Source organism: Paenibacillus sp. FSL H8-0048 (assembly GCF_038002825.1).
Lineage (GTDB): Bacteria > Bacillota > Bacilli > Paenibacillales > Paenibacillaceae > Paenibacillus_AQ.
This window is the reverse complement of sequence record NZ_JBBODF010000001.1, coordinates 374,819-388,337: the sequence shown is the minus strand read 5'-3', so window position 1 is coordinate 388,337 and position 13,519 is coordinate 374,819. Positions and strand designations below refer to the sequence as shown.

At 53.0% G+C, this 13,519-nt stretch carries 14 protein-coding genes; 1 reads left to right on the top strand and 13 read right to left on the bottom strand.

Features of this window, described 5'->3' with window-relative positions; translation table 11 throughout:
- Positions 1-47: 47 nt before the first annotated feature.
- The 13 genes from NSU18_RS01845 to NSU18_RS01785 form a co-directional block, all read right to left on the bottom strand.
- Positions 48-1,115, bottom strand: coding sequence for an SAM-dependent methyltransferase (locus NSU18_RS01845; RefSeq protein ID WP_341148044.1), 1,068 nt, complete (start codon positions 1,113-1,115; stop codon positions 48-50).
- On the bottom strand, positions 1,112-1,894 hold the full coding sequence (locus NSU18_RS01840; RefSeq protein ID WP_341022367.1) for an ABC transporter ATP-binding protein: 783 nt from the start codon (positions 1,892-1,894) through the stop codon (positions 1,112-1,114). The genes NSU18_RS01845 and NSU18_RS01840 overlap by 4 nt, the downstream gene beginning before the upstream one ends.
- Positions 1,894-2,217: a thioredoxin family protein gene (locus NSU18_RS01835; protein ID WP_341022369.1), complete on the bottom strand. Its 324-nt coding sequence runs from the start codon at positions 2,215-2,217 to the stop codon at positions 1,894-1,896. The genes NSU18_RS01840 and NSU18_RS01835 overlap by 1 nt, the downstream gene beginning before the upstream one ends.
- The gene (locus NSU18_RS01830) at positions 2,214-3,071 is read right to left on the bottom strand and encodes a deoxyribonuclease IV (protein ID WP_341148043.1); all 858 of its coding nucleotides are present in this window, start codon (positions 3,069-3,071) and stop codon (positions 2,214-2,216) included. Before NSU18_RS01830 ends, NSU18_RS01835 begins: the two co-directional genes overlap by 4 nt.
- Positions 3,061-3,876, bottom strand: a complete 816-nt coding sequence (locus NSU18_RS01825) for an Fpg/Nei family DNA glycosylase (protein ID WP_341022372.1) — start codon at positions 3,874-3,876, stop codon at positions 3,061-3,063. Before NSU18_RS01825 ends, NSU18_RS01830 begins: the two co-directional genes overlap by 11 nt.
- Positions 3,877-3,921: 45 nt before the next feature.
- Positions 3,922-4,710 carry a TIGR01457 family HAD-type hydrolase gene (locus NSU18_RS01820; RefSeq protein ID WP_341022374.1) on the bottom strand — a complete coding sequence of 263 codons (789 nt, stop codon included), beginning with the start codon at positions 4,708-4,710 and terminating at the stop codon, positions 3,922-3,924.
- 293 nt (positions 4,711-5,003) lie between these two features.
- The gene (gene rnz, locus NSU18_RS01815) at positions 5,004-5,954 is read right to left on the bottom strand and encodes a ribonuclease Z (protein WP_341148042.1); all 951 of its coding nucleotides are present in this window, start codon (positions 5,952-5,954) and stop codon (positions 5,004-5,006) included.
- Positions 5,955-6,187: 233 nt separating this feature from the next.
- A complete protein-coding gene (gene metH / locus NSU18_RS01810; protein ID WP_445321843.1) occupies positions 6,188-9,565 on the bottom strand; it encodes a methionine synthase in 3,378 nt (1,125 codons plus the stop codon).
- Between the two features lie 169 nt (positions 9,566-9,734).
- Entirely contained in the window at positions 9,735-10,121 is a 387-nt protein-coding gene (locus tag NSU18_RS01805; RefSeq protein WP_341148040.1) for a FixH family protein, read from the bottom strand.
- 260 nt (positions 10,122-10,381) lie between these two features.
- Positions 10,382-11,167, bottom strand: a complete 786-nt coding sequence (locus NSU18_RS01800; RefSeq protein WP_341022380.1) for an HAD family hydrolase — start codon at positions 11,165-11,167, stop codon at positions 10,382-10,384.
- 35 nt (positions 11,168-11,202) lie between these two features.
- Positions 11,203-11,730 carry a hypothetical protein gene (locus NSU18_RS01795; protein ID WP_341148039.1) on the bottom strand — a complete coding sequence of 176 codons (528 nt, stop codon included), beginning with the start codon at positions 11,728-11,730 and terminating at the stop codon, positions 11,203-11,205.
- A 47-nt stretch (positions 11,731-11,777) separates the two neighbouring features.
- Positions 11,778-11,987 (bottom strand): DUF896 domain-containing protein, encoded by a 210-nt coding sequence (locus NSU18_RS01790; RefSeq protein ID WP_036695465.1) that lies wholly within the window; start codon positions 11,985-11,987, stop codon positions 11,778-11,780.
- 109 nt (positions 11,988-12,096) lie between these two features.
- On the bottom strand, positions 12,097-12,513 hold the full coding sequence (locus tag NSU18_RS01785; RefSeq protein ID WP_341148038.1) for a LysM peptidoglycan-binding domain-containing protein: 417 nt from the start codon (positions 12,511-12,513) through the stop codon (positions 12,097-12,099).
- Between the two features lie 197 nt (positions 12,514-12,710).
- Here NSU18_RS01785 and lexA point away from each other — a divergent pair, with 197 nt between their 5' ends.
- On the top strand, positions 12,711-13,337 hold the full coding sequence (gene lexA / locus NSU18_RS01780; protein ID WP_036695466.1) for a transcriptional repressor LexA: 627 nt from the start codon (positions 12,711-12,713) through the stop codon (positions 13,335-13,337).
- The last annotated feature ends 182 nt before the right edge of the window (positions 13,338-13,519 follow it).

Here is a 13,519-nt window from a genome sequence, read left to right as displayed (position 1 = left end):
GGAGGTGCAGACTGCGGGATGCTTTCCCTTAAATCCTGCAATATGAATTAATACTTAATCATATAAAGTGTAATCTCGTCCCGGTTGTGGAACAGCTGCTTCGCGCGCTGGACCTGCATCCGCTGGCCTTCAAACATGGTGATGATCTCCTTGATCACCGCCATTGGCTTCTTGTGCATCAGCTTCACCGTAACAATTGCACTGCCACCCGGTGTCAGGCTGTGCAGCAGCTCTGTGACCAGCTTAGCCATCAGCTTGGGACTCCAGCTCATATCGCAGACCAGCAGATCGAATTCATTCTCACGGAATTTGACCTCACCGGCATTTTTGCGCAGAATCTTCAATCCCGGATGCTTGCGTAAGGATTCGTGCATAAGTGCAGGATCAACAGCGGTAACCTTGAGGCCACGCTCCAGCAGGAACGAGGTCCAGCCGCCCGGAGAAGCGCCGATATCGACCGCATTCTTGAAGCTGTGAAACGGAATGGCGAATTCCTTCTCCGCCTCCATCAGCTTGAATTTGGCCCGCGAGATCTGTCCGTCCTCCTTGCGGAAGCGGATCATGCCGCCATTCCAGCTGGACAGGTTCTCCTCCGGCCGGGATACCCCGGCGTACAGCGCATCACCGTCCGCATAGACGGAGATCACCCAGGCGGGCTCCTGCACCGTGAACTCGGCGCCTAGACTGTCAAGCCTGGCTTGCAGCCACTCACGCAGCTCGCCCGGACTCTGCTCCCAGAAGGAGGACGGGCCTTTACGGACATGCAGCGACACCTTCTCGCCTTCCAGCTCCGTACGACGGCTTAAGTATACTGCCAGCCGTTCAATAGCCGGCAGATCGCCAGTGTCCTGGAAATCAACGGGCTGGATGTGACGCAGGAAGACCGGCAGATTCTGTGCCAGCCGCTGTGTTACCTCCTCCGGCTCCGCTTCAAGCGTGGCCAGGAAGATTTCTCCCGGCAGCAGCAGGGTGCTTTTCACCGCTCCGAACAGGCGTCTAAGCTCCTCCTGCGCATAGGGGGCGAAGCCATGGTTGGCCGTGCAGATATATCTTGAGAGGATCTTATCCTGTGTAGCAGTATCCTGCTCCGGTGTAACTTCTGTGAAATCGTTCAAATCGCTTTGCCTCCAGAACTTATTTTAATCCAAGGACGGCCATTGTCCCAGTCAACCGTCACCGGAAGATCGTAGGCAGCCATCAGCATCTCCTGCGTCAGCACCTCTTCCTTGGGACCAGCACCTGCCAGCTTCCCGTCACGGATCAGCGCCACGTGAGTGAAGAGCGGAACAATCTCCTCCACATGATGGGTGACATACACCACTCCAACATTATGCTGCCGCAGCTTGTCGATCTCGGCGAGCATTTTCTCCCGTTCATATAGATCTAGACCGGCGCAAGGCTCGTCCATAATCAGCAGCTTAGGCTCTGCAATCAGGCAGCGGGCCAGCATAGCCTTCTTGCGCTCCCCCTGCGATAACAAGCCGAAGGGATGAAAGGCAAGTTCGCCGAGATTCATCTCCTCCAGCAGCTTAAGCGACCGGTCCTTCACACTTTGCGGAATCTCCTCATAGAAGCGTAAAAACGCATAAGCGCCCGTAGCGACAACCTCCCAGACAGGGTCGGTAAGCGAGAGCTTTTCCATCAGGGACGGGCCGATATAGCCGATTCTCTTACGTACCTCTCGCAGATCACACTGACCGTACTTGTACCCCAGCACTTCAACAGAACCCTTACTGGGGAACAGGTAGCCGGTCATCATTTCCAGCAGGGTGGTTTTGCCGGAGCCGTTACGTCCGAGAATGACCCAGTTCTCCCCCTGCTTCATGGTAAGCGATACGTCATCAAGAATCAGGCTCTCCTCCCTGCGCAGGGACAGATGTTGTAATGATATCATTATAATGTCACTCTCCTTATGTATGCCAGCACCCGTTCAACCGAGTGTATAGAGTAGATGATGTCCGGTTCAGCGCTGCGGCCAGCAGATACGGCCAGCAGAGCGGGCACACTTGAGATTTGATAGGTGTTAACCAGCTCAGGGAGCCTATTCACATTCCCCTCCGCAATCAAAAGGCCAGGCGGAAGCAGATGCTCCGCCACCTCAATCATCCGCCGGGCTGCCTTACAGGTTCCGCATAGCGGGGTATGCAGAAACAGAATAAGCGGCTCACCCTTCGTGGCCAGCAGCTCCAGCAGCTCCGGCTGATTCATTTCCTTCATTCTTCATCATCCCCCGCCTCAAACCAGGTCCTTACAGCAGCAATTTCCGCTCGGTGCGTGCTATCGGGCCCCTTTTCTGTTTCCATAACGATCACTTTATCAGCCAGGGCCTCCGTCTTCAAAAGCCTGCTAAGCGCCGCTCCCCCGATATATCCGCTGCCGATTCCGGCATGTCTGTCCCGCCGGGAGCCGTAGGGGAACCGGGAGTCATTCAAATGCACCGCCGTCAGATTCGCCCAGTACCCCAGCCGCTCACCGCGTACGATAAGCTCCTCCGTCTGCTCCGGATTCCAGATCCCCGCAGCGAAAGCGTGGCAGGTATCGAAGCAGAAGCCGATCTTCTCCGGGTAGCGGCACAACTCACGAACCTTGACCAGCTCTTCAGGAGCCATGCCCTGATGACCATGATTCCCTGCCATATTCTCAAGCAGCAGCTTGGTATGTCCCGTCCAGTCTGCCAGCACTTCGTTCATACATTGTATTATATTGTGATAACCCTGCAGTGGCTCCATCCCGGCAAAGTGTCCGAAATGCACTACAATGCCCGCCGATCCGCACGCCTCAGCAATCTCCAGATCGTTGCGCAGGGAGGCAATCATCACCTCTCTGTCGCCCGGGCCGGCAGCCAGATTCGTCGGATACGGGGTATGGGCAATGGAAGCCATTCCCTGCTCCCGGCAGTATGCAGCGCAGCTGCTTGCATCACGGTAATCTACCGGCTTCAGCTTCAGACTGCGCGGGTTCTTCGGAAAATACTGAAAACATGTAGCACCGCTCTCCCTGGCGGACCGGGCAGCCTGCCCATACCCGCCGCGTATGCTGACATGCGCCCCTATGAAAGGGCTATGCGTCATGCTGACAGTCCGGGCAATAGAATACCTTGCGTCCCGACAGCTCTGTCTTCACTATGGTTCCCCCGCCGCGCAGACAAGGCTCGCCTTCACGGTCATACACTTTACAAGCATCATTATAAGAACCGGTTACGGTGTCGCCGGTCATGAACGGCATTTCCATATACCCGCCGATTTCAGTGGCTTCGGTTAATACCTTACGCACACTGTCGTACAGCCGGGTCACCGCTTCCGGTGACAGATTCTGAACCAGCGTAGACGGAAGCAGACGGGCTTCATAAGCAATCTCGTCGGCATAGCAGTTGCCGATTCCAGCCATTACATGCTGGTTAACGAGCAGACTCTTCAGCGCTCCGCGCCGTCCCTTGAGCAGTCCGGCGAAGCGTTCGGCCGTCATCCGGCGGTCCAACAGCTCGGGTCCAAGCTTCCCCATTGCCGCTTCGCCTTCCTTGACAGACAGCAGATGGAGATATCCCAGCCGCAGCCCCATGAAGTAGAGGATATGCTCACCGAACGCCAGCTCAACCTGTGTAGTACGGTCAGGACGTTCTTCCTCTGTACCATAGAACAGTAGTCCGCCCAGCATCAGATGCAGCAGTAGTCTGCGGCCGTCATGCAGGTGGAAAAGGATATGCTTGGCACGGCGTTCCACGAATACAATTCGGGCACCTACCAGCCCCTTCACGAATTCTTCAGTCTCCATATTGATGGTCTTGGCTCTATTTACGGTTACCCCTGTAATGGGTACGTTGATTAGATGTTGGCTAAGCAGCTTTCGGTAGTTCTCCATTTCCGGCAATTCCGGCATATTGTCATCTTCCCTTCTTGGATGGTCAAAAGGTCACCTTTGTCATTATACACCGAGCAGTACCATAAGTTCAGCTAAATCAGCACAAATTTCATCAGGCTTGACTCCGGTCAGCTGCTGATAATGCTCCAGATTATCCCGGGTGGTAAGTCCCGTAAGCACCAGCACAGTCCGGCAGCCCGCATTAGCCCCCGCCAAAATATCCGTTCTCATGTTGTCGCCTACCATCACCGCATCCTCCGGCTTGATGCCGAGCAGAGATGTCGCATATGTTACCAGGTGCGTTTCGGGCTTGCCGATGACCACCGGCGCTACCCCGCTGGCCGCTTCAATAGCTGCACCTATCGTACCTGCACCAGGCATCACTCCATCATCGGAGGGAAGCATCAGGTCGGGGTTGGTCAGGACGAATCTGGCCCCTTCCCGGATCCAGCGCGAAGCCCGGGTCAGTGCTTCATATGTAAAAGAACGGTCGATTCCCTGCACGACAACCTGCGGATGCTCGGTGACCAGAGTAAGCCCTGCCTCCGTGCAGGCTTCCACCAGCCCCTCTTCTCCAAGTATCGCCACGGATGCTCCAGGAGATTCTCCGGCAATATAACGGGCCGCAGCCAGGGATGAAGTGCAGACCTCCTCAGGTCTTGCTTCAATACCCATTCCGCGCAAATGTGCAGCTACACTGGCTGGTGTTCTTGATGAATTGTTCGTCACATACAGGAACGGAATCTCCGCTGCACGAAGCGCAGCGATCAGCCCCTGGGCCCCGGGAATCATTCTTCCGCCATGATACAGGGTGCCGTCCAGATCAATTAACAAGCCTCCGATATTGTTCATAACTCCTCCTGTCGACTTGAACTAAATAGTTCATCTTATTTATCATTAATCCTATGAACTATATTTCAGAGCAGCGGCAGCTTCTCATGGAAGCGCGCTGCGAAGGGATTTATTACCCGCCTGCCTGCGATTTTTAACCGCTTTATTTCGGCATTTTCTCTACTGCTTCGTACGCTTAATCCTCAGCTTTTACTTTAAATTTAACATTCTTCGTCGAACGCTAGCGAACGCCTGCAGCCCCCGGCTATTTTTGGCACAGGCCTGTCATTTCCTGCGCTTTCCCGGAAAATAATTCAGTCCCCAGCGTCATTTCCCGGGGTTCTCCGGTAGACCGGAAAGGTGCAGAATTCCTCTGCAAGCAGTGTATTCGGGAAGATCTCCTGCGCTTCCTTCAGCAGCGGAGCGAGCTCCTCCTGTGAAGTATACCGCGAGCTGAAGTGGGTCAGCAGCAGCTCAGCCCCGCCTGCCTTCCGCGCCAGCTCCGCAGCTTGCCGTGCTGTGCTGTGATGATATTGATAAGCCATATCCGCCAGTTCATGGGCAAATGTGGCCTCATGAATAATCAAATCGGCATCCTGTGCCAGCGGCAGTGAACCCGCACAAGGCCGGGTATCTCCCAGAATAACTACGATACGTCCGCGCTTAGGCGCATGAATCACCTCAGCCGCCCGGATCAGCACACCTTCATCGGTAGTGATATCCTCGCCTTTTTTTAACCGGCCATACAGCGGTCCCGGCTTCAGTCCATAGCTCTTCAGCAGCTCCGTATTCAGGTTACCCGGGCTGTCCTTCTCCGTAACCCGGTAGCCATAGCTGTCAATCCGGTGCTCCAGCAGCCCTGCTTCCACCTTAAAGGTCTCGTCCTCAAAAATCAGCCCGCCGCTGTGCTCCACAATCTCCAGCTTATATGGAATGCGGGACTGGCTGACGGACAGCGATATGTCCAGATAGGCCTTGAGCCCGGGAGGTCCGTACACCGTAAGCGGTGAAGTTCCGCCCTGGTAGCCCCTGCTGGAAATGAGTCCGGGCAGTCCAAACAGATGATCACCGTGCAGATGGGTGATAAACAGCTTCTCCAGCTTACCCAGCCGCAGCGGCGAGCGCAGAACCTGATGCTGCGTCCCTTCCCCGCAGTCGAACATCCAGAAGGTACGCCGTTCTTCAAGCAGCCGGAGTGCAACCGACGTCACATTGCGCTGCAGCGTCGGCACCCCGGCATTCGTTCCGAGAAAATAGATTTCCATTATGCCCCTCCTCTCTCTCCCTGATGTCTTTAATATTTTTTGTGATCTTGACCATTCTTATGACAAGAATTCTACTCTGTTTTGGCTGCAAAAGCATCTTTTCAAGCGGAAACGGCTTTGCCGTATAGCGTGAACATATACATTCTTATATTTGCAGCAAAAAACCTCCCGGTAACGGGAGGTTCCGAAAAGTCGGGGCAAGGCCCCTTCCGGCCGGTTAATCTGCGGAAGGCTTAGAGCTTCTCCACATTGAAATACTGCGCTTCCGGGTGGGCAAAGACCATCGCCGAGACCGAAGCCTCCGGCTCCATCATGAAGCCCTCGGTAAGCTGCACGCCGATATCCTCAGGCTTCATGAGCTTGAATAACGGCCCCTGATCCTCCAGATCCGGGCAGGCCGGGTAGCCGAAGGATACCCGGATACCCTGGTAACGTGCACCGTGTCTTTGCTTCATGGTCATATCTGCCGGGTCCGGGAACCCCCAGGTGTCGCGCATCATATGATGGACACGTTCAGCCAGGCCTTCCGCGACCTCAAGAGCGACTGCCTGCAGAGCATGCGAACGGAGATAATCTCCCTTATCCTTAAGCACCGTCGATAATTCACGGACGCCATGGCCCGCAGTAACCACCAGGAAGCCCACATAGTCCATGACTCCACTCTCCACTGGCTTCAGGAAGTCTGCAAGGCAGAGATGCGGCTCCACATTCTGGCGCGGGAAGGTGAAGGTATGCAGCACCTTAGCCTGATCCTGCGGATCATAGATCAGAATGTCATTCCCGCGGGACTGGGCCGGGAAGAACTGGTACATCGCATGCGGTACGATCGTGCCTTCGAGCATCGCCTGATGCAGAATATCATCCACAGTCTCTTTCAATTCTACCGTACGCGGGTCACGCGCTGCCAATTGCGCCTCTACAGAGCCGCGCAGGCCGAGATGATGGCCGAGCAGCATCTGCATATTCACATAAGGAATTACATGTCCCAGCGGATAATTCCGCAGGACATGACGCTCCAGATCAGGCGGGGTGAACACAGGAGCATCCGCCGAGATCTTGGAGCGGACTGCACGGGTCAGCTCGGGAAGCGGAGCTTGCGGAGCGACAGCTACGGCAGCCTCAGCCTCCTGGCGGACCTCCTCCTCAATCTTCAACCGCTCCAGCGGATTCATCAGCCGGTTGGCGATATCCAGACCGTCCATGGCATCCTTCGCGTATAAGACGAGACCGTCATATTCGGGACGGATTCGGGTCTTGGTGAATTTGCGGGTCAGCGCTGCGCCGCCCACCATAATCGGCACATCAATACCGGCGGACCGCAGATCCTGCGCAGTCAGCACCATCTGCTGCGCGGACTTCACCAGCAGTCCCGACAAGCCGATGGCATCAGCCTTTTCCTTGCGGAAGGCTTCAATAATATTCTCTGGCGGAACCTTGATCCCCAGATTGACAATCTCATAACCGTTGTTGGAGAGAATAATCTCGACCAGGTTTTTGCCGATATCATGCACATCACCCTTGACGGTCGCAAGCATGATTCTCCCCTTAACCGAAGTCTCATCCTTCTGCATGAACTGCTCCAAATGGCTTACAGAGGCCTTCATAACCTCCGCACTCTGGAGCACCTCTGCCACGATTAATTCATTGTTATTGAACAGCCGGCCAACCTCAGACATCCCGGCCATCAGCGGTCCATTAATGATCTCCAGCGGAGCCGAGGTCTTCAGTGCTTCATCCAGATCAGGGATCAGACCCTCCTTAGTGCCTTCTACCACATAGGAAGCTAGGCGCTCCTCCAAAGAGAGATTGGAGATTTTCTCCTTCTTCTCCACCTTTTTGCCTCTAAAAGCTGCTACGAACGCAGACAAGGTATCGTCATTCGTATTATAGATCAGCTCTTCAGCGAGCTTGCGCTCCTCTTCAGGAATCGATGCGTACCGCTCCACCTTCTCGGTATTCACAATGGCATAATCCAGCCCGGCCTTGGTGCACTCGTACAGGAATACCGAGTTCAGCACCTCGCGGCCGGCTTCCGGCAGACCGAAGGAGACATTGCTGATGCCGAGAATCGTATGAACAGCAGGCATGGCCTCCTTGATCAGACGGATACCGTCAATCGTCTCCTTCGCAGAGCCGATATACTGCTCATCCCCGGTTCCAACAGGGAACACCAGGGTATCGAAAATCAGATCCTCGGGAGCCAGACCGTATTTGTTGACCAGCAGATCATAGGAACGTTTGGCAACCTCCAGTTTGTCTGAAGCCAGGATAGCCTGGCCGGTCTCGTCGATGGTGCCTACAACAATCGCCGCTCCATATTTATGAATCAAAGGCGTAACATGCTCGAATTTCTCTTCACCATCTTCAAGGTTAATGGAGTTAATGATCGCTTTGCCCTGACAATACTGCAAAGCTAAGTCAATGACCTTCGGGTCCGTCGTATCGATCATCAACGGCACCTTGACCTTCTTCACGACCAGCTCCAGGAACCGCATGATATCTTCCGTCTCATCCCGGTCCGGGTCCTGCACGCAGACATCGATAACCTGTGCACCGCTCTTCACCTGGGCACGGGCAATCTCCGAAGCTTCCTCATATTTCCCCTCAACGATTAGACGCTTAAACTTCCGGGAACCGAGGACATTGGTCCGTTCACCGACCATATATGGACGGTTCTCACTCTCCACATACACCGGCTCAATCCCCGACAAAGCCGGAGGATGCTGGCCGTCCAGCTTACGCGGCGGGTAGGCCGCCATGACTTCAGCCATAGCCCGGATATGATCCGGAGTCGTTCCGCAGCAGCCGCCGGCAATGTTCAGCCAGCCCTTCTCTGCGAAGCCGCCCAGCTTACGGGCCAGGGAATCCGGGGATTCATGATAATTCCCGTTCTCATCCGGCAGCCCAGCATTCGGGTAGCAGCTGACGGCTGCTGATGAGATCGCGGACAGCGAACGGATGTGGTCACGCATGAATTCCGGTCCGGTAGCACAGTTCAGTCCGATGGATACCGGCTTCAGATGCTCCAGCGAAATATAGAAGGCTTCTATATTCTGTCCGGCCAGCGTGGTCCCCATAGGCTCAATGGTCCCCGAGATCATCACCGGCAGCGTAATTCCGCTCTTCTCAAAGGCGTTACGGATGCCGATGCTTCCAGCCTTCACGTTTAGGGTATCCTGGGATGTCTCCAGGAGCAGTGCATCCACCTTACCGTCGATCAGGGCAACCGCCTGTTCTTCATAGCTGTCTACAAGCTCCTTGAATGTGACTCCCCCGGTGACAGAGAGTGTTTTCGTGGTCGGACCCATAGCTCCTACCACATAACGCGGGCGCTGCGGTCTATCATATTTATCAGCGGCATTACGGGCAAGTCTCGCGGCCGCAAGATTAATTTCCCGGGCACGGTCCTGAATATCATATTCAGCAAGCACCACTGACGTGGCACCGAAGGTATTCGTCTCGATCAGATCCGCACCGGCCTCCAGGTATTTCTCATGAATATCCTGAATAACCTCCGGCCGGGTCAGGACAAGCATTTCATTACAGCCGTCCAGATCATCCCCGCCGAAATCCTCGCCGGTGAGCGGCACCTGTTGAATCATAGTACCCATAGCTCCATCCAGTATCAATATGCGCTGCTGCAAGCTCTCAGCAAGTGTGTATTTAGCCACTTTCCATCCCCCCAGTGAAACATTAGAGTAATTTTAGCAGAATAAAGGGATTTCGGAAAGCCTTCCTTTCCACCCTGCATTATTTGTATTTCTATTGATTTCATTTCTATTACGGCGCTACAACAAGTTTCTTGCTTGGCATGGAATGCTGCGTCCGGGCAGTCACATGTGAAGTGACGCTGAATTCGCCCGCCTCATCAAAGGTATGTTCCCCCACATAAGCCCCTTCTCCGGCACTTTCACCCTTGATTTCAACCTTCTTGGTCTTATCTGCGGCCTCATTGACCTCAAACATTACTTCTCTAGCGTCATCTACCGGTTCACCGTCCTGTGTCACCACAGCCTTGAAGCTGACTGCCGTCCCTGCGGTTACTTCTTCCGGGGTCCAGCTCAGCTCCACCTTAATCGGTGACATGGAGGAATTGGCCGCACCATGCATCTGCATCGTCATCTCATCTTCCTTATTCCCCGAGCATCCGGCTAGCGTTATCCCCATCAATATGCATATAAGTCCCCTGCGCATCCTTGGCTTCATCATCTGAAGTCCTCCCGGTTCATAGGTAGATTTTTCTTCATTCATGAAACATATCATTTTTATATTACAATGAAAGTCAGATCGCTGCTCTCCTTATTATACACATTTTATTCAATTTGCCTTAAAGAAGCTGCATGATTCACTTGTTAATATGAGAATAGTCATATCTATATAAAAAAGCCAATACCCACTAAATAGGATACTGGCTTCATAGAATTCAATTACAGGGTGTCTACCAGCGGCAGAAGCTCGGAGAGATGGCTGATCTGGTAATCCGGCGTAATCTCCGGGTCCGATGCTTTCGCATTTCGGTTGATCCAAACCGTGGTCAGTCCGGCAGACAATCCGCCAAGAATATCTGTCGTAAGCTTATCGCCCACCATGATCCCTTGCTCTGGAGCAATATCCAACAGTCCGAGCGCGTGCTCGAAGATTCCCTTGTCCGGCTTCCCTTTGCCGAAGCTTCCCGAAATCACAACATGGTCAAAATACGGAGTAAGCTCCGGCACACCGTCCAGCTTCTCCTGCTGAAGTGCCGGGCAGCCGTTCGTCAGCAGCAGCAGCTTCACCTTACCGCGCAGCTCGTCCAGCACCTGAAGCGTCTCTTCATAGATATAGGGACGGCTGCGGCGCTCAGCGGCGAACTTGTCAGCCAGCTGTGCAGCCAGCGCTTCATCCTCTACTCCGAGTGCGGCGAGGCCGCGGCGCCAGGATTCCTTACGGTAGACAGGGGCAAGCTGTTCGAGTTGACGGAACTCCGGCTGTTCACCGGCAGTGAAGTTCGCCCACAGCGCTTCATAAGGGTTAATACCGATCAGCTTCGTGAACGGATACGTCTCATAGGATTCATAGAGTGCACGGGCTTCTCTGCGTACAGCAGCTTCCAGCTCCTGCGGATCAACGGAATCTCCAGCAGCCTCACAAGCATAACGGAAGGCTTCTTCCACGCTGCGGTCATCCCACAGCAGAGTATCGTCAAGGTCAAATAGTACGGCGGTAATCGGCATTAGTTCTCCCACTCCCTATATGCTGGTCTGTCTTCCTATTCCTGCACAAGTTCAATATTGTTGTTCTTCGCGAACTGCTCCAGACGTTCCCCCATCGCAGCGGTGTCATAACGGTTAATCAGCTTGGAGAAAATCCACTGCTTGCGCTTACCCTTATACTTAATGGTTACTACACTGCGTGATAAAGTGATTTTCTCAATATCCGCCGCAGCAAGGAAGCGTTCGCGGTTGTATTTAATAGTAGAGATACGCGCACGCTCAACCTTAAGAAACGGACGGCGGAAGAACAACAGCGCAGCGAGCAGGAAGTACAGCACTACCCCCAGCCAGTTAGCCAGAATTCCGCTTCCTTTGGCTTCGTCAATTGAGCCGACCACCCAGAACATGATGCCCAGCAGCATCAGTACAACGGGGAATACAATATTGCGGCCTTTAAAAATATCGATGCTTTTCGCAGCAGTCTTAGTACTGGAAGTGTAAATGGAGTCCTTCCCCTGCTTCTTTCTTTGCTGGTTAACTTGCTTCGTGTTGCGTTGAACCATTCTTTCCCAAGAACGGGCCATGTAAGTTCCCCCTAGTCATCCTGTATTATCTATGAAAAGGCAACCGGCTAATGCTTAAGTCCGTTGTTGCCCTCTTCATGCTCCGGATTGTCCACAATTTCGATGGTATCAAGCTGGGCCCGAAAGTTAGTGCGGATGTTCCCCAGATAAATCTCGCGGAGCTTGGCACGTTCAGCCAGTTCCTCTTCATTCAGGCCGCCGTTCTTAGCTTTGCGTGCCAATTCATTGATGCGTGCGACCAATTCGTCAATATTCAATACGTTTCCCTCCCTCTAAATTCATTTTAACTTTGCCATGAGAAAAAGAGCTTGTCAAGGTCTACTCCCTGAAAGCTCTCCGAGTCGATCATTAGTCTGACACATTCCTTCAGTATAAAGGTAAAGTCAGAATATCTCCGGCCTTAATGACGCTGTTCTCCAAATGATTCGTCTTCATTATTCCTTCTATATATACGGCAGTCTTCATGTCCTCAGGTTTGTTGCTTACAGCAATACTCCATAAGGTATCTCCGCGTTCGACTACGATCCGCTTATCCGGCTTCAGCGAAGAGACCGAACCGGCAAAAACATTCCCCACCACAGTAAATCCCGAAATAACAAGCATCAGCACCAGAACCATCTTCATCAGGCTGACCTGACGGAATAGTGATGATAGCGCAGCGAGACTATGAAGAACCGATTCCTTGATCTTGGTTACATTAGTATGAGCAGTTGGATTACCGGGAGCGGACACCTTGATATCGTCATTATTGTAGATGCTGTTGTAGGTACTATACTTTAACATGATCATCATCCTCCAAACACATGTTCTTGCTTTCGAAAATAATATAACACGAACATGTGTTTCGATCAATAGTTTTTTCGGAACGATTGTTCTCTTTATTTCCGTTCTCTTATTTTTCTCATTTTAGAACTTATGTTTGTACGAACGGAAGTTCTATGTTATAATTTTCCCAAACATAGTATATGGGGTTGATACCGATGTCAAAGATTTCTAGTCGTCAGCTGGCGATCCTGGAATTTATACGTAATGAAGTCCGCAGCAAGGGTTATCCTCCGTCCGTCCGCGAGATTGGCGAGGCTGTCGGCCTGGCCTCCAGTTCTACCGTGCATGGTCACTTGGACCGGCTTGAGAAGAAGGGCCTGATCCGCCGTGACCCTACGAAGCCGCGTGCGATTGAATTACTCGGCCAGGAAGATTCAGAGAATGTGCATCAATTCGTCCAGACCGTTACCCGCATCCCTGTAGTGGGTAAGGTTACCGCTGGTGTTCCTATTACAGCTACAGAGAATATTGAGGATTACTTCCCGTTGCCTGCTCATTATGTAGGCGATAACAAGGTATTTATGCTATCTGTCCTTGGTGACAGTATGGTGGATGCCGGAATTATGAACGGGGATTATGTCATCGTACGCCAGCAGCAGACTGCCGACAATGGCGATATTGTTGTAGCGATGACCGAAGAAGATGAAGCAACTGTGAAGACCTTCTACAAGGAACGGGATCATATCAGGCTGCAGCCGGAGAATCCGGCGTACGAGCCTCTCCGCCTTAACCGCGTTACGATTTTGGGACGGGTCATCGGATTATTCCGCGATATCCACTAATTTACTCCCCGCTTAAGAACAGGCTGCTCCGCACCAAGCGAAGCAGCCTGTTTTCTGTTCATTTGTATTCCTGAAGTGGCCAAAAAGCCGAATGCAAACATTTGTTCGCATTCGGCTTTTTGGCCACTTTTCCGTGAACCGCTGCATAGCTCCGCACATATCCTGTTACAAAGGAGTGCTGA

Coding starts and splice junctions, on each gene's coding strand:
- NSU18_RS01820 (WP_341022374.1), bottom strand. CDS start 4,710: ATGAACAATATCGGAGGCTTGTTAATTGATCTGGACGGCACCCTGTAT.
- rnz (WP_341148042.1), bottom strand. CDS start 5,954: ATGGAAATCTATTTTCTCGGAACGAATGCCGGGGTGCCGACGCTGCAG.
- NSU18_RS01800 (WP_341022380.1), bottom strand. CDS start 11,167: ATGCCGATTACCGCCGTACTATTTGACCTTGACGATACTCTGCTGTGG.
- NSU18_RS01835 (WP_341022369.1), bottom strand. CDS start 2,217: ATGAAGGAAATGAATCAGCCGGAGCTGCTGGAGCTGCTGGCCACGAAG.
- NSU18_RS01840 (WP_341022367.1), bottom strand. CDS start 1,894: ATGATATCATTACAACATCTGTCCCTGCGCAGGGAGGAGAGCCTGATT.
- lexA (WP_036695466.1), top strand. CDS start 12,711: ATGTCAAAGATTTCTAGTCGTCAGCTGGCGATCCTGGAATTTATACGT.
- NSU18_RS01825 (WP_341022372.1), bottom strand. CDS start 3,876: ATGCCGGAATTGCCGGAAATGGAGAACTACCGAAAGCTGCTTAGCCAA.
- NSU18_RS01830 (WP_341148043.1), bottom strand. CDS start 3,071: ATGACGCATAGCCCTTTCATAGGGGCGCATGTCAGCATACGCGGCGGG.
- NSU18_RS01785 (WP_341148038.1), bottom strand. CDS start 12,513: ATGTTAAAGTATAGTACCTACAACAGCATCTACAATAATGACGATATC.
- metH (WP_445321843.1), bottom strand. CDS start 9,565: ATGGGTACTATGATTCAACAGGTGCCGCTCACCGGCGAGGATTTCGGC.
- NSU18_RS01805 (WP_341148040.1), bottom strand. CDS start 10,121: ATGGGGATAACGCTAGCCGGATGCTCGGGGAATAAGGAAGATGAGATG.
- NSU18_RS01795 (WP_341148039.1), bottom strand. CDS start 11,730: ATGGCCCGTTCTTGGGAAAGAATGGTTCAACGCAACACGAAGCAAGTT.